At 55.8% G+C, this 16600-nt stretch carries 11 protein-coding genes and 2 pseudogenes; 12 read left to right on the forward strand and 1 reads right to left on the reverse strand.

Annotated elements, in window-relative coordinates:
* Positions 1-63: 63 nt before the first annotated feature.
* Positions 64-1083 carry a hypothetical protein gene (locus APH30_RS28715; protein WP_156326447.1) on the reverse strand — a complete coding sequence of 340 codons (1020 nt, stop codon included), beginning with the start codon at positions 1081-1083 and terminating at the stop codon, positions 64-66.
* A gap of 194 nt (positions 1084-1277) precedes the next feature.
* Here APH30_RS28715 and APH30_RS12435 point away from each other — a divergent pair, with 194 nt between their 5' ends.
* The 12 genes and pseudogenes from APH30_RS12435 to APH30_RS29965 all read left to right on the forward strand — a co-directional run.
* Positions 1278-2252, forward strand: coding sequence for an HNH endonuclease (locus APH30_RS12435; RefSeq protein ID WP_082416160.1), 975 nt, complete (start codon positions 1278-1280; stop codon positions 2250-2252).
* Positions 2253-2357: 105 nt separating this feature from the next.
* On the forward strand, positions 2358-3251 hold the full coding sequence (locus APH30_RS12440) for an RNase H1/viroplasmin domain-containing protein (protein ID WP_054912706.1): 894 nt from the start codon (positions 2358-2360) through the stop codon (positions 3249-3251).
* Positions 3252-3853: 602 nt separating this feature from the next.
* Positions 3854-4255 carry a helix-turn-helix domain-containing protein gene (locus APH30_RS12445; RefSeq protein ID WP_054912707.1) on the forward strand — a complete coding sequence of 134 codons (402 nt, stop codon included), beginning with the start codon at positions 3854-3856 and terminating at the stop codon, positions 4253-4255.
* Between the two features lie 74 nt (positions 4256-4329).
* Positions 4330-4887: a hypothetical protein gene (locus tag APH30_RS28720; protein ID WP_156326449.1), complete on the forward strand. Its 558-nt coding sequence runs from the start codon at positions 4330-4332 to the stop codon at positions 4885-4887.
* Between the two features lie 205 nt (positions 4888-5092).
* Entirely contained in the window at positions 5093-6124 is a 1032-nt protein-coding gene (locus APH30_RS27875) for a hypothetical protein (protein ID WP_082416161.1), read from the forward strand.
* On the forward strand, positions 6102-8396 hold the full coding sequence (locus APH30_RS12460) for a hypothetical protein (protein WP_054912709.1): 2295 nt from the start codon (positions 6102-6104) through the stop codon (positions 8394-8396). The genes APH30_RS27875 and APH30_RS12460 overlap by 23 nt, the downstream gene beginning before the upstream one ends.
* Positions 8378-9163 carry a hypothetical protein gene (locus APH30_RS12465; protein ID WP_156326451.1) on the forward strand — a complete coding sequence of 262 codons (786 nt, stop codon included), beginning with the start codon at positions 8378-8380 and terminating at the stop codon, positions 9161-9163. The genes APH30_RS12460 and APH30_RS12465 overlap by 19 nt, the downstream gene beginning before the upstream one ends.
* A gap of 15 nt (positions 9164-9178) precedes the next feature.
* Entirely contained in the window at positions 9179-11521 is a 2343-nt protein-coding gene (locus tag APH30_RS29090) for an RNaseH domain-containing protein (protein WP_054912711.1), read from the forward strand.
* Between the two features lie 209 nt (positions 11522-11730).
* On the forward strand, positions 11731-14175 hold the full coding sequence (locus APH30_RS12475; protein ID WP_054912712.1) for a TerB N-terminal domain-containing protein: 2445 nt from the start codon (positions 11731-11733) through the stop codon (positions 14173-14175).
* Positions 14172-15467, forward strand: a complete 1296-nt coding sequence (locus APH30_RS12480; protein WP_054912713.1) for an ATP-binding protein — start codon at positions 14172-14174, stop codon at positions 15465-15467. Before APH30_RS12475 ends, APH30_RS12480 begins: the two co-directional genes overlap by 4 nt.
* Positions 15442-15990 (forward strand): annotated as a pseudogene (locus tag APH30_RS29960) (DEAD/DEAH box helicase); the annotation flags it as partial. The gene APH30_RS12480 and the pseudogene APH30_RS29960, both read left to right, overlap by 26 nt.
* Before the next feature lie 243 nt (positions 15991-16233).
* Positions 16234-16600: pseudogene (locus APH30_RS29965) on the forward strand (helicase-related protein); the annotation flags it as partial.

Consider the following 16600-nt stretch of genomic DNA (forward strand, 5'->3'; position numbering starts at 1 on the left):
CGCATGTTCGGCCGTGTAGCACTACAGTAAGCTGACGGCTGAGCACTGGGGGCCTTTTGGCAGTCACTTGCAATTTGATGGCGACGCCTTGCACAGCACCAACCTTTGCTGCTGTACAATTAAATCAGCCTCGTTTTTTGCCTGCGTAACATTCTCGGCCGTCGTATCACTAGCAGTTGATTTTGCCAGTGCTGACAGCGAGTTTACAAGTGAAGCTGAGCCATTCGTGTCAATGTATTCAAGGGAGCTAAGCGCGCCTGAATCACTGAATGATGCCGACAACGTCAGCTTGCCAAATGCTTTTGGGGTTGGGATTGGAATTTCATATGGTGTACCAAGTTGAGCGACCAATACCGAACCTGACCAATATACGGCTTTTTTATCATCGTTCGGATCTATCACCTTAAATTCTAACTGCCCGGGCTGACGGGCATGCAATACAGGTGTATTACCTGATTTGTCCAAATTTACAATTGGAGCATTCGCCCCGGAGAAGGACGATATTTCAGCTGCTAAGGGGGGGAGAGACCGTGCTAACGCAGCGGTATAAGGGTTACTTGCTGGATCTGCCATCAGGTCTTGCGGCCCTTTTCTCTTAAGATCAAGAATGGCGGAGTAAGTGAGGCTGAGGGTTCCATTTTTCCCGAATCTGGCGACCAGGCTGCATGCATCTTGGGGGACTGCAGCATTCTTGATGCCTCCTCCACTGAGCACGGAAGTCAAACTTAACACTGACTTTATGATTTCCTCACCCCGGCCGTTGGTTGAGGAGTTCCAGCTCTTTATTCGACCGTCGTCGGTGCGTTCTATTTTGACACTTGCGTCAGAGAATACTCCTTCCAGATCGTTCAAATCTATTTCATGGTAATCTTTTGGATCATTTGAAGCTGCGTTAGAAACGGATGGACTAACGTCCGTGGCAATCTGTACATCGGCTTGGTCGTTACATGCCACCGTTCTTGTTGCAGTTACCTTTACCGTAGAATGAGTTTCGTGATAGCCAATTTTTGCATTGGGTAAGCTAGCACATCCATGTAGCAGTGACATCCACGCAAATAACGTAGCTATTGAAGTGTTTCTCATGATCCGTTCCCCTCCATTGGCGATGCTCCGAGATGGCAAATTTATGGTAGATGCTAGCTCGGCCTGGGCGCTTTGCCACTATGGGTAGGATCTGTATCATAAGGCCCGTAATATGGTGCGCCTGAGGTACAGCCAACCTTCAAGAGAAAAACCCTCACCAGGGTACTGCTCACATTTCAGTGGAGTCACGTGGCGTGGTCGAAAAATTCATTGAGTGCAACGGAAAACGCTGGAGAGCGCTGACTGAGCGCTACGTTCTCCATGCAGTGACCGTATTTTCTCCCACCCAGCAGAAACACAAACTCGGATACAAGCAGCCGAAGATTTGTCGTTATTGCGGGAAAGATGAGAGCACGACGACCTTCCGCGAAGAGTCGCATGCCATCCCCATTTTCTTGGGGAACAAGACGATTATCGATGAGTTGGAGTGCGATCAGTGCAATCACCATTTTGGGGATCATCTGGAAAACAGTTTTGCAGCCTATACCCATCCTCATCGGCCACTTCAGCGAACTCGGGGGCGTCATGGTATTCCCAAGTACAAAGCCCCAGGGCTGGAGGTTTCGGCTGTCGACCAATCCAACCTGATCATCTGTGTCGATGGTGAGGGTGGGATTGATGCCCTTGAGGTCGAAGGTAAAAATCAACTCCGTCTCCCCTTGATGCGTCAACCCTACTACCCGACCGCGATTCACAAGATGCTCATCAAAATGGCATTGGCCATGATGCCAGCTGATGACCATCGCAAATTCAATTACCTGAAGCCCTGGCTTCTGAGCAAGGATCACAGGCCTGGCTTGAGTGGCTCGGTGCCGATCATCGAGTGGGGGATTAGCGGAGGCGTCAATCCGAACCAGATCACGTGCATCGTTGCCAAGGTCAAGGAGGCGTTCAAAGGCTCGGCATATGGGTACCAGTTCATATTCCAGTACGGAAACTTTCAGTACCAGCTTGTGATCCCGCTGCCTGAAGAGTGTGGTCAACGTAAGGATTTCGTCTACGCGCCCTTACTCCTACCTGATGAGCATTTTCGAGCATTTGGCCCGTCCGACTACCAGGAGAAGCACTTCAACTCCCCTGACCGTGTGCGTGGGGAAAAGCTCAGCATTCTGCTCCAATACACCAGCAGACATTCCGACGCGCCTGCGCAGGAGAGTCCTGCTGAGTAGATTTTCAGCCACGATCTGGCAGACGTGCCCTAGCGCAGCTCCGCAGAACGACATCGGCCGGGTTGAAGTAGACTGCGCTATTCGTCAGCAACAAGGCACGCATGGATGGCCAAGAGAATCCGCTATTACGCAGTAGTGTCCGGAAATCCCGCCGGCATATTCAACGCGTGGGAAGGTGGAGCGGCGCCAGCAACCCTGGGCGTCAGCAACGCAAAATACAAATCGTATGCGACCTTGGAACTGGCCGTTGAGTGGTATCGCCGGAATGTCCCCAAGGACTCTCGCTACCCCTCACCCGTTTACCATTTTGACACGAATGATGTTGGGTCAGCCCCGGCCGGAAAGGCTTCCCAAGCATCATTGGACGGCATGGCCTCTGGGACGCATGTGGTTTTTACCATCTGCAATCCTGAAACCAACGAGCCCTTCTACGTTGGCGAAACAAAACACCTTGAGCGCAGCGTACATCGTCATCTGGGAGCTGCAGGCCGCAAACGCAATGGCATCTCTGCCAAAATCGCAGCGCTTCTGGCTCAGGGGATCAGACCTGTATTTCGGGCTGTCGAGCGGTATGACACAAAAGAGGAAGCCATAGCGGGCAAGAGCAGGCTTGTCAAACACTACGTCCAGCGGGGGCTTGCACTCTGTAATCGAACTTTGGAGCATCGGGAAATCCAGGAGTTGTACCTAAAGCCGGTGGTACAGTTGGATACCACCATAGGCGATGGCCCCTTTTTCCTCGGCTCCTACCATTATTCCTCGAGAGCGTCGTTGAAATGTGGGCTTCGGGACTACCTGAATCGAGTACCGCCAGGGGATTTATCGAATCAGATAGCAGTGGAGAAGCTCACCCTTCTTTGGGCAGCCACCTCTCCAGAGGTCGAGGCGTTTGGCTTCTCGACGATATCGACTCAGGGTGGTATTTGCCTGCTTGCCAAGCTGGTCAACCATACCATCGTGGAATTCGATTATGTGCGAGCGATTGACTTGATTCCGTGACAAAGATGATGAATCCATTGCGACGGGGAGGCAAGGCACATCATTTGGTGATTGTTCACCGATAAATCACTGCAGGTGTTTTTTTGAAATTTTGGCGTTTTTGTTTGTATTCAAAGCGTAAGCGCAGCCAGAGGCTGCGAAGAAGGCGATTCCCTCTCAGCCCCTGCGGGGCTATGCAAGTGCAAGCCAGACAACAGAGGACAAATCTGGAAACCGTCAAAAGCGAAAAACGAACCAGCAAAACCGTGTGTGATCCTTGCAGATCACCGGTGCTTGTACATCACTCGCTTTTTTCTTGTCCTCAAATATAGAACTCCGTCTCGCGAAAAAATTTTCAAGGGGGCATGCAGGAAAATAGTTTAAATACAGTTAAAAGCACTGAAATATCTGGTGAGCCCAGTGGAAAACACTGCGATTCCTCTCCGCCTGTCACGGATGTGTCGCCTGCTCAGGGGGGCCGGGTCTCAGCGTTGAACACCTGTGAGCCCTCTGCTTGGTCGGAGGCACGAGTGGCTGTGGTACTCTCTGGTGCTCTACGTCGGGTCTTTCTGCCGCAACTGATGTGCGTGGGCCCTTCCACCTCTCCTTGGCCAGGAGCATTAATGTCGCTCAAAACAGGATTCGCCACTGTACTGAAAGCCATTCGTCTGAGCCGCGGGCTCACGCATAAGAACATGGCGGGTGCTAGCAGCCGTGGCTACATGCTGAAGCTGGAGCACGGGCTTTCAAGCCCAACGGTCGACAAGATGATAGCCATCAGTGAATCGATGGGGGTGAGTCCTCTGACTCTGTTCACATTGACGTTGAGCCTGGATAGCGACCAACCTGTTGATGCCCTCGTGCAGCGGCTCAAAGCTGACGTTGCAGACCTCGAAACCAAGGGCGTGCTCAAGAGCCTTGGCGTCTCGTCGCTTCCAGATATACGCGTGACAAGTCCTGCTCTTTCCCGCCGGCACAAAGTTGCCAGCAGCGCCTCTCAAGCCGAACTGTGCTTCGCTGAGTAGTAGGAACCACCGCTTTGGAGTTAAAGCCCAAGCTCAATTGAGAACAGGATGTCCCTGAGTTCAGGGGGTACGGCTTGGTCATCGACAAGGCGTTTGAGCACGTGGTAACTCACGTGAAGCCGCAATTGCTGCCGGACGGGTATGTAACTGCTATCCGTGCGTGGCACATTCGCATGAGGCAGGGCTCGCTCAAGTACTGCGAAGGCGATGGCACCCACGTCTTGCTCGTAGATGCGAGTCAAGCTGTCCAGGCCGGGTTTCCGGCGGTAGTTGGTCACTGCATCAGTCACTATCGACGTGAGAGCCTCGCGATAAAACGCAGCGGCGCAAACCCACACCTGCGTCTCCTGTTCAACCTTCAATCCCCTGCCCTCATGGCATTCATTCGGCCCGCAATATTCTGCGAAAGCGCGCTTGAGCGCCAGGACGCCAGTTGCACCTCAACCCTATCGGAAACCATGAACATGCACATTCAATTGGATCTGAACCACAACGATCGCGACGCGCTGCTGCGCCACTGCCAGGAGTTTGTTCCTTCGAGCGGAGACGCCCGCGAAGATTCCCGTCTGGCCGATGCCTTGGAAGCGCTAGCCGTTGCGCTGGAGCAAGCCCTGCTCATGAAGCATGAGTGACGTCCTGGAACGCTGACTCCGCAAGGGCGATAAGGTGGGCTACCGTGTGCCTGCCGTCATTGCGCCCCAAGGCCTCAATATCTGGCAAAAACGAATGAATGAGCCAGTATTGAACGACAGGCCCCAATCGTCGCGGGTACAAATGTCTTCGCCCAAGCGATTAGCGGGGCGCTAGCGACTCCTGGGATTACAGGAGCATCACCACTTGGATAGAGAAGCGTACCGGAGAAATCTCCTGTGGCGGCTTGCCGACGCGGCGTCCAAGTGCGCGCGCAACCGTGTTGAGGGATTCGAGCTGCTCAGGCAGGCCAGCGCCCACTTACACCGCCTGCACCCAGACCATGTCGTGATGACGGCACAAGAGCTGGAAGCCAATTTTCGCCACCCTCTTGAAACATGGTTGCCGGATGAAATTCGTGGGGAGCTCACCGGTGTTCTCCTCGCTCCCTCCAATGTCCCTACCCGCACGTGCACAGAGCTGTTGCTGGAGTTTAATGCCCGGGAGCAGTACGAGCAGACCCAGCAACTGATTCGGCGTGTGAGGGACATTTGTAAGGCCATCCCTGCGGGTGATGAGCTGTACCGAAGCTTCCGGGAGTTCTTGGTACTGAACGGCAAGACAACCCGCCACCCACTTCGCGTGTTGTTTCAGCCTCTCGACCTTTCCGTGGAAGACCTGTACCGGCAACCGGAACGCCATGAAGTGCTCGCCGGCAAAATGTACCTGTGCCCTTCCTGCCACTGGCCAATGACGATCACGCAGTCCCACATAGCCTGCCCCTCGCAGTGGTGCGAGCACGCCGGAAGCATCTTCGACCTGCACCGCCGCCAGGTCATCAATCGGTTGGATGGCAATACTCTGAACGGGCAGGTGGTCAGCGATGAAACCTTGGTGCTGCAAGATGCTTACTGGAAGTTCACCTTGCTACCGGGATTGCTGGAAATTCAGCTCGCCAGGGGCCTGCGCGCGATGGGCTTTCTTCCCATACTGTGGCCGGATGTCGATGAGGCGGACGTGCGCATCGAGGTCGGTGGCTTGCCCCTGGATCTGGACGCCAAGGTGTGGCGCTACCCCGAAGCCCTTGAAGCACACCTGCAGCCTGCCAGTCGTGGGCCAAATCGTTGGATTGTCATTCCCGACTACCAGACTCGATCTCTGTCAGCACTGAGAGAGCGTTTGGGGCCATACATCCACACCTACAGCAGTTGCCTCAATGAACTCAAGCGCCGAGCGTGATCGTGTCGAGGCCGGCTGCATCCTCTTTTTGGCCATCGCATGCCGCGATGTGAGTAAAACACCGACCATTGCAGATGCGGCGGCGCTGGCTTCAGGCCAATTGGCTCACTGGGGAGGGCTTCATGGTCTCACGAGGGAGGAGCGGCAGTCCTTGGCTGTTGCGCTGCGCTTCGTGCATCCCGAAATTACAGAGCCGTGGATCTTTCTGTACACCGCCCAGAGCCTGATGCTGCAGCCTCACTGTTACTTCTTGCTCGTCGATGAGCCTGACTTGGTCAGCCTCACTTTTGATCACCGCTACCAGCTGGCTGAAGTCTTGGACGCCAGCGATCTGATTCAAGATTACCTGCACATTGTTCGCCGGTACCAACCTCCTGTTCGCAAGAAAATACCTATCGATAGAGGCTTTGACCTGCGGGCCAAGTTTGGCGAGCGCTATCAGTACTATTCGTTTGATCAAGCTGACCTTTCAGCCTTACCGGCACCTGATCAAACACTGCCGATCCCTGTCCGACCGGAAGCTCACTCGGCTTACTGGAGTTACTCGGCGCTCAAAGAAATCGCTGAGCAACTGGATGCTTCGCCTCGCTTACACGGCAGTCATCTGAAGAGCTTACAGAACCTCTTACGACGCGAGCGCAGCATGGAGGCTGCCGCGGGCATCTTTTATCGGGTTAATGCGCCTACTGGCTCTGGCAAAACCGTATTGATGGTCATGATGGCCATTGATGCTGCTCGCCGAGGGGAGTCCGTAGTGCTGGTGGTGCCTGGTCTGCTAGAGGTCGAGGGATTGACCGCCGAGTTGAAAAACTCGCTCAGTGCTGTCGCTCCACACCTGACCGTGGCGCCTCTGCACGGCGAGCGTCGCCTGGCTGAGATTGCTGCACGGCAGTTCGATACAGGTGGCCAATCACCACCCTATGAGCATATTTGTCTACTACAGGGGTACGCCACCGATAGCGTACCGATCCCCTCCTCCCGGGAGCCTTGCTTTGGACTTCGCTTAGTGGAGTCGACAGGTCAGGACAAAGAGCGCATCTCGAAAATTGCCCACTGCCCGTTCCTCTTCAAGTGTGGGAAGACGTCGATGCTTGCCGGCGCACTGAAAGCTGACATCGTGGTCGTGAATCACGATGCACTCCTTGCGGCCTCGACCAGCATTCCGCTCGAGGACAGTGACCGTCTAGGCACAAGACGCAGCTACCTGGAGCTTTTGCTTCGGACGAAATCAATTTTCCTGGTGGATGAGATCGATGGGCTGCTTAGCCGTACGATCAAGAACTGCACCACGTCCCTGGAACTGGGAGGAAAACGTCACGACACGGCACTTGCTCGCCTGCGGACGGAGATTGATAGTCGTCCCGGTATCCAAGGCATGAAACAGAGCAAGTTCAACGTCTTGAAGTGGGCGCTGACGTTCACTGCGCAAACCCCGGATGAAATCCTCGACCTATGTGACGAAAAGCATTTTCGGTGGCCTAGCCATGGCATGCGATGGCCTCAGTCCGAGGACAAGATGTTGCAGCATACGCTCCAAGTCGACCCTGACATGCTTGAAGCCCTATACCGCCTGAACGATCGGTCAGTACCGAAAGAGTTGCATGACTTGCATGACAATCTGACCTACTGGGGCATCAAGGAAGCCCGAGCTCCGGCAGACGTAATCCGTCAACTGACCAATATCCTCAAACGACTTTCTGACGCGGGGCACATTCGCAAAGCGGGAACCAAATCGGGAGATATGAAGGCTGCGCTGATCCTGCGCGGGGCATTGGGCCTTGTCCAGGAGCAGATAGCGATACTCCACCGCCACATGCGAGATTTGCTTTGGGCTGACGTGCCAAATGCGCGCGAGGTGGAGAATGCCTTGGAGGGAACTCCCCCAATAACGCTTGTTCGTAACGGGCCGCTCCAGCACCCTATCTGCGGTTTCAAATACCAGGCTGGGGATCATGGCCCAGCAACCCTGCATGTGGAAACGCTCAAGGGTGACCCACACGCCACTCTGCAGTTTCTACCCAACCTCACTTCCCTGGCTTTTTCAAACGCACAGCGCGTTTTCATCGGGCTTTCAGCCACCGCGCACTTTCCGGGTGCGAGCCGTTATGACCTGCCTGCGACCGACCTCATCGATGTTCCTGATGCCGCGGGACAGATTTCTTTCTGCAACCTGCCAACGACAGCTCAGATATCCGGTAGTCGACCCAGGATGCGAAAACGCAAGGTGAGGGATCTGGCCGAAGAGCTTGCCTTGTGTTTGCCGCTCAAATGAAGGAAGACCCAACCCGGGGCCGTTTTGTCCTGATAACAAACAGCGACTCAGATGCCGAGGTACTTGCGATAGCGCTGCGCCATGCATTCAGCAAGCAAGAGCCATCAGAGGACTTGGGGCGTCTAGGTGAGCAGGTGCTATGGATTCGGGGCAAGAGTGCTGCTGCCCGAGCAACGGAAATGCCGGCAGATTGCGCCATGTTTCATCATGAACTACCTGATTTACTGACCGGAGAGCATAAGGACAAGCGCTTTCTGGTGAGCTCGCTGTCTCCGATTGCACGTGGCCATAACATTGTTCATCCCAACGGTCGTTCCGCCATCGGCGCCATCATCGTGTGCGTTCGGCCGCTTCCGCCCTCTGACAATTCTGCTGACACCTTGGGGCATGTGACGTATGACAACAGTAAAAGCTTGGGTTTCTACAGGACGCCTGGTGAGGCCATGGTTGCGTCCAGGTCACTGGCTTACCGTAATCTCAATGCCATTCGATTCGCCTTGCCCAATTTCTCCAGCCAGCCGGAGAACATCCGCCATTTCACGATCATGAACATTCTAGTCGACCTGGCGCAGCTGGCCGGTAGGGGGCGCCGTGGTGAAACGCCAATCACTTGCTATTTTGGTGATGCGGCGTTTGTCGATGGCAAGACATCCTGGGCTGATTTGCTAAGGGCTAGCATCCAGCATATGAAGAAAAATGGGGAATGGGATGACTTCTGTCAGGAGCACGCAGGCATGGCGGGGGCAATGCAGCAATACATTCGATAAGGGGAGCATGCGTCAATGACCACAGAGCACCTTCGCACTAATCTGTTCCGATTCGATCCTGCTGAGCTAGGGCATGTCTACCAAACCGTGGTTGATCCGGAATTCTACGACGCCTGGCGTGCGATCGAAGCGGTCGCCCCATTCAAGGACAGGAATCTCCCTACTCGAGGCTTGCAAGAACTGCTAGCCGTGATTTCCAGAGGGCCAGTGAAGGCCAACTCCAGACCGTCAACTCGGTCGGATGCTCCAGCGTTGCTTATGCTCAATGAGATCCCCCTCTCCATACTCAACGACGCACTGGAGATGTGGGGGGAAGAAGTGCTGAAATCCTACCGCCACAGCCTCCCGGGTGTTGCCAAACAGCTTGTCATCAAAGAGTTGATTCCGCTGCAAGCCAGCGCACTCTTCACGCCCACTGCCACCAATGGCAGTGCCTACGCTGTCGTGCCATGGCTTGTCGGACAGCGTATGGCTGCCAAGCTCATGAAGACCGAGCCAGGCGCGCCAGTGAAGTTATTCGAGACAGCCGATTATCGGCACAACAGAGACGGCATGACGCTTCTGACATGGGACACTCCCATTTTGGCGGCCGAAGACGGAGAGATCGCCCACCATGCGCTCGACTTGAAGCTATCCATGCTTCCGGGTCATCAGAAGCCTTACCTAGATTTGAGGGTACATATCAACAGAGTGATGCCTAACTGGGTGGGGAAGAAGCTTCACGCATGGGTGAATTCGAATAACGGGATCGTCTGCTGCAGAGTCAAAACGCCCCCAGCGGTTGATGGGAAGTGGGTGACCCACTACGTTCACCCCACCAGCCGCATCCTGGGCTACCTTGGGTTTGATCCCCTGCCCGCCATCGTTGAGGGAAGCATTCCGATAGATAGCTGTATCCGCCCCATTTTTGGGACTACTCCCTCCAAATCCGCGATTGGGGCTGGCGCCGGCCCACTTTTTTTTGATGAAGCCAGCTTTCATCTCACCGAATGCGTACCTGGTACCAAGCCGATGTTGGCGCAACGGGTGATTTCGGCTTTCCGTCGGAAACGGTTGGTCGGTGAATCGACCTTGCCAGGTTTACCGGTCATGGTGCTTGCCTCTTCTGCTGACCTTGTCATGCGTCTTCATGAGGCCACCAATGCCCTTGCAACTCAGGCCAAGCTGTTCAAACGCCTTGAGGCGCCAAAGTTTGAGCTCAAGCGCCTTTCGGTATCCGACACGGCAACGCATCTACTCCAGCCCTGTGAGCACGATGCCAATATGGAAGCGTGGTTCAAATCAGAGGTGCTTCCTGAAATCCAGCGTACTTCGGCGCAAGTGGTCATCGTCGAAACCACGCCAGAGTTGGCAAGGAAAAAGGTGGGTGATCCCAAACACAAGCTGCGTGATCTGTTCGCTCGCCATGGTGTGCGTACCCAGTTCATCTTCCATCCCCCCATCAAGCCCAGGCGAGCTCAGCGAGGGAAGCCGGATGCAGATCATCAGTCGCTGAACGCATTGATCGAGTGCATTCGGTTGCATGGACTGATTCCGATGCCACTGCCGGAAGCACCGCGATTGGCCTCAAATACCATGATTCTATCCGTGTACCTTGAGCGTATTTCAGATGGCGGCGGGTATGATCACCTTCCGGTCATCACGCGCATTGAAACCGGCAGCCAGAGAGCGGAAGTTTTTTGGGGGAGCCATGAGGATGGCGCGGTGGGTCGGTGGTATCCGTATGGCGAGGCTGTTGCCCTCATCCATAGCACCAAAAAGCTTCTCAGCGAGCAGGAGGTCAAACGCTTGGTCAATCAAGCCTTCCTTGCACCAAGACGTACCCTGGAACAGCCGTTGATTGTGTGCCTCGACAAGGGCCTGGCTCGAATCTACAAAATGTTGCAGGACGCTCCAGCCGGGGATCTTCCTCCGGTACCGAATAATGCGGCCGTCGTCAGTGTACGTTGCGATGAGAACAGCGCGCTGGTGACGGGCAACCATTCGAAATCGCCAGCTACTCCGGCGCATATTGGCAATCACATAGCTCTATACAGCGCTGAGGACGACAGTCGCGTTCACTACGTCGTCTCCCCATCCCGACATTACAACAAGGAGTCCTCCCATCGTAATGCCAACCGATACAGTGCAGATGAGGGGCTAGATAAGCCGTGGCACCAACTTGGCGTGACTGAACTAATTGTCCTCCAACCTGGCGATTTTCTGAATGAAGCCGTTGTGGCAGAAGGCATTGGTCTTCTATGTCGCCATGCTCCCCTCTGGGACTGGTACATACGATTGCCGGGCCCGATGCATCTCGGGAAGAAGATCGCAGCTGATCATCCCTATGTTGAAGCACATAGAAGCTCATTTGCGTAATGTGGCCGTGGCGTTGGTGTCGTGAGAAGACCTGCGTCCTAGTGGCTTCAGCCGCGACAGCTGAAGCCCAGCTTAGCCTGACAGACCAATGCTACTGGCCATCCAGTTCAGCATTGTTTTGAGTAATCCCTTCGTCTATTCAGCTTGGCCGGCCTCGAAAAATCCGTAAGAATGTCATTTGGCCATTACTTACTGTACGGAACACTCATATGCCACGGAAGCGCAAAGGGAGCGGCGGAGGGCCGATCGCTCTGTACGCCTTGTTGTTCGTCGTTGCCTTATTGGCACAGATTCCAAAACAGGTGTGGATCGCCATTGGGGTTATCCTTGGCATTGGCGTGCTGGTATGGGCCGTCAGACGCACCACCCGGGCGAAGCCCTACGTTCCTGAAGATGACATTGTTGCCGAGATCGCTGCGGCCTCTCGACAAGCGACCTCTCCCACTGTAACTGTCCAGTTCAGTACCAGTACCAGTACCAGTACCAGTACCAGTACCCGCGAGCGGGACTTTCATACCGTCCAGATCGGATCGTCCAGCGATAGTCAGAACTATGCTATCCCAAAACCCAGTGCTAAACCCACGGGGGTTCGTTGGCTTATTGAAGGTGAATCCATCAACGTGGCTGGATTGGCCATCCCCGGTGGACTGCTCTACATCACCGAGCGCGCGACACAATTCGGCCAATCTGAACCGTCCTTGATCGATGCCACGCTTCGTGTCGCCCGCTCACCGATGAACCTCACCGAGCGACAGATGCCCTACTGGCCAAGCTACCGGAGCATCACACCCGAGGCGCGGCGAGCGTATCTGCAATGGTTGGCAGGAGGTCGTCGCCAGCCTGCTGATGCGGGTTACGTGTTCCTGTTTTTCTATGGGCTTGAACGCCGCGCGCTGATCGATGCACCGAGCGACCCTCAGGCCCAGGCAGAAATCCCAGCCATCAAGGCCGAGGTCGAGCGGTTACTTGGTCTTTATGGTGATAACAATTCTTTCCGCGGTTACGCTACCCGCTTCCTCGCTCATATCGACGCGGGCTCTGTTCAGCCTCAGAGCTACCTAAGAGAGCCCGACGCCAGCCCCGCAGATGGGTACGAGCTGCCCATGTCCCTGCGCGTTGCGCTGGGACAGATGGCCGTGGACAAGTATCCGCTGAAGCCGAGCTGGGCATTGGTCTGGGCGCTTGCGGAGCCCAACATCTCCAGGCGTACACCTGTGACGCGGTGTGCCGAACAATTCGCAGCGCTTTTCAAAAACGAATTCGCAAAACGCTACCCCAACGGCATTGTGCTTCCTCAGAACAAGACCAAGCTGAAGATCGCCTATCGCCCTGCTTCTGCCGGATTGAGCATTCCGGCAGTAGCCGTAGGTGACCTTCCCGATGTTGCGGCAACCTCGGGAACGCGTAACAAGCTGCAGGTCATTGTCGAGGACTGCACCAACGTACTTGACGCTTACAGTCGGTACCTGGGGCGCAATCCAGACGCGGAAAATAGCCTGGAAGCTATCCTGCAGTTGCCAACAGAACTCTGGCCTGCTGAAGCAAAAGCAGAACTCGAGCTGTTGGAGCAACGCGTCGGAGGCGAAACCATCTGCATGAGTTTCGGTGAGCTGGCCGGCCGGTTCAAATCAGCCGGCGCGCTCTCCCGCGACAAAGTTGTCGCACTCGCCCGGGCCTTGGAAAGCAAGCGAATTGGACTGGAGCCCGATGTCCTTTCTGGCAGCCGTACGCCCAAAGCAGAAGACACCATCGCGCTGTTCGCCGCGGACTCTGACGAAGGCACTCTTCGCTCTACCGATGCATACAGCGCTGCAGCTGTGACCTTAGATCTGGCTAGTGCAGTCGCTGCGGCAGACGGTGACACCTCGCTTGAGGAGGTGAATCTGCTGTCAGGCCACATTGACTCATGGGATCACCTCTGCGTCGCGCATCGCAAACGCTTGAAGGCGCATCTCCAGATTCAATTGAAGCAGCCGCCCACGCTGGCAAGCCTCAAGAAGAAACTTGAGCCGCTGCCCCTTGAGGCCAAACGAAAAATTGCCAGTTTCCTGGCCCACCTAGCGCAAGCCGATGGTGAGGTGACACCGCAGGAAGTGAAGCTGCTTGAGCGCGTGTACAAATCGCTCGCTCTCGATCCGCAGTTCGTCTACAGCGACCTCCATAGTGCAGCCGTTCGCCCTTCCCCGGTCGTGGAGGCAATGACTGCGACTGGCGCGCCGACCAGTATGGCACCGTCTTCAGAAAGCAGTGGTTCGGGCTTTGCCCTGGACATGGACAAGGTCGCTCGTCTGCAACAAGAAACAGCAGAGGTGTCGGCCCTACTGGCCAGCGTGTTCAGTGACGAAGCGGCCACTGAAACAGGTAGCCCCGTGGAACCAGAAGCGCTCCAGGAACAGGAAGGCAATACAGCCGAACAGCTTGCTACCGTACATGGTTTGGACGTCGAGCATTCTGCGTTCCTCCGTCTGTTGGTTTCTCGGACTGAATGGAGCCGCGCAGAGCTGGAAGACGCAGCCAGTGATATGGAACTGATGTTGGATGGCGCCCTGGAACGGATCAACGACACGGCGTTTGAGCTGTTCGACATGCCCGTGACCGAAGGCGACGACCCCATCGAAATCAACCCCGACATTCTGGATGAATTAGCCCTATGAGTAAGATACGAGCCAAGGATCGCGACGCGGTCATTCAATCGCTGCGTGCGGGCGTTGTGCCCCGTGTAGGGCAGCACCTGATCCAGGTAGGTCGGGCGGGTGAGCTCGACTCGCTGCTCAAGGATGTGGATCGTCTCGCAGATGGCGGCTCCGCATTCCGCGTCGTCGTTGGCGAGTATGGCGCGGGTAAAACCTTCTTCCTCAACCTGGTTCGTGGCATCGCAATGGAGCGCAAGCTCGTCACCATGCACGCCGATTTGAATCCTGACCGTCGTCTCCATGCTTCGGGTGGTCAGGCGCGCTCCCTTTACTCCGAGCTGGCCAAGAACATGGCCACGCGCACCAAACCCGATGGCGGCGCACTCCAGGGTATCGTTGAGAAATTCATCTCACAGGCTAAAACGGAAGCCAAGGCCAAAGGTGTTGAGAGCGAGGTGGTCATTCGTGAGTATCTGGCGGAGCTCACCGAGATGGTCAACGGCTATGACTTTGCCGACGTCATTGCTGCCTATTGCCGCGGTTTCGAGGAAGGCAATGAGCAGCTCAAGGCTGATGCCATCCGCTGGCTGCGCGGCGAATTCTCCACCAAGACCGATGCCCGGGCTGCGCTCGGTGTGCGTACGATCGTCGACGATGCCTCCGTCTACGACCAGTTGAAATTGCTGTCCAGGTTTGTGCGCCTGGCCGGCTTCGGCGGCTTGATGGTCTGCCTGGATGAGTTAGTCAACCTGTACAAGCTGGCGAATACTCAGGCCCGGAATGCCAACTACGAACAGATTCTTCGGATCCTCAATGATTCGCTGCAGGGCTCAGCTGAAGGCCTAGGTTTTGTCCTGGGCGGCACGCCAGAGTTTCTGATGGACACGCGTCGCGGGCTCTACAGCTACCCTGCCCTGCAGTCGCGCCTCGCGGAAAACAGCTTTGCTAAGTCTGGCCTGGTCGACCTTTCTGGGCCGGTCATTCGACTCAGCAGCCTTACCCCTGAAGATTTCTACGTGCTGCTGCAGAAGCTGCGCAACGTATACGCCTACGGCGAACCTGAGAAGTTCTTGCTGCCGGACGAAGCCATCCCCGCGTTTATGGCGCACTGCAACCAGCGCTTGGGCGAGGCCTATTTCCGGACGCCACGCACGACCATTACCGCTTTCATCAACCTGCTCGCAGTGATTGAGCAGAACCCCACCGCGGACTGGCGAACGCTGTTGGGAGCCGTGGAGCTGTCTAGGGATGAGGGTGGGCAACAAGATCTTGAAGTTGAGGCCGACGATGAGCTCGCCAGCTTCAAGCTCTGACTCTTCTTCGTTTGAGCGTCTTCATCCCGAGGTTCAGCAATGGGTCTGGTCACAGGGATGGACTTCGCTACGTGATGCCCAGGAGTGGGCGGTACCGGCGTTGGTGGGTGCTGATCGCGATGTGATTATTGCGGCGTCCACAGCGGCAGGCAAAACGGAGGCCGCATTCCTCCCTATCCTGACCAACCTCCTCAACGACCGCGAGCGCGCTGGCGCGGTGCTGTATATCAGCCCACTCAAGGCACTGATCAATGATCAATGGGACAGGCTCAGCCGGCTGTGCGAGCGGCTAGAGCTACCCGTCGTTGCCTGGCATGGTGATGTGGCAGCAAGCAAGAAACAACGGTTCCTGAAATCGCCTGAGGGCATCCTGCTGATCACGCCGGAGTCCCTCGAAGCCCTCTTCGTAAACAGAGGCTCGAGTTTACCTGGGGCTTTTCAGAACCTGCGCTACATCGTCATCGATGAGCTTCATGCCTTCATTGGCAGTGAGCGCGGTAAGCAACTGCAATCGCTCATGCAGCGGGTTGAGATGGTCGTAGGCAAGGCTCTGCCTCGCGTAGGACTTTCCGCGACGCTTGGGGAGATGTCGCTGGCCCGAAAGTTTCTGAGGCCGGTTCGCCCTGATGACATCACCATCATCGAGTCGAAATCCTCTGGCCAGGAACTCCAAGTGCAGGTACGCGGCTACCTTGAACAGCCGATGCAGCAGCTGGTGGCGGAACACCTCGCAAATGCGTTAGCAGATGAAGGTGCCGAGAAGGACGACACCTCAGGTACCAAAGTGGCTATCGCAGGCCACCTGTACAAGGTATTGAGAGGGCACAACAACCTGATCTTCCCCAATAGGCGCCAGGAGGTTGAATGGTTTGCCGACCGTCTGCGCTCACTGTGCGAGAACGATGGAGTGCCAAACGAGTTCTGGCCGCACCACGGTAGCTTGTCCAAGGAGCTGCGCCAGGATGCCGAACGGGCGTTGAAAGCGGGAGATCCTCCAGCTTCAGCCGTATGCACTACGACATTGGAGCTGGGTATCGACATCGGTAACATCAGGACAGTCGCACAGATCGGCTGTCCACCCTCCGTAGCGAGCCTGAGACAAAGGCTTGGCCGCTCAGGGCGTCGACCTGGTG

This window comes from Pseudomonas sp. NBRC 111127 (assembly GCF_001320345.1).
GTDB lineage: Bacteria > Pseudomonadota > Gammaproteobacteria > Pseudomonadales > Pseudomonadaceae > Aquipseudomonas > Aquipseudomonas juntendi.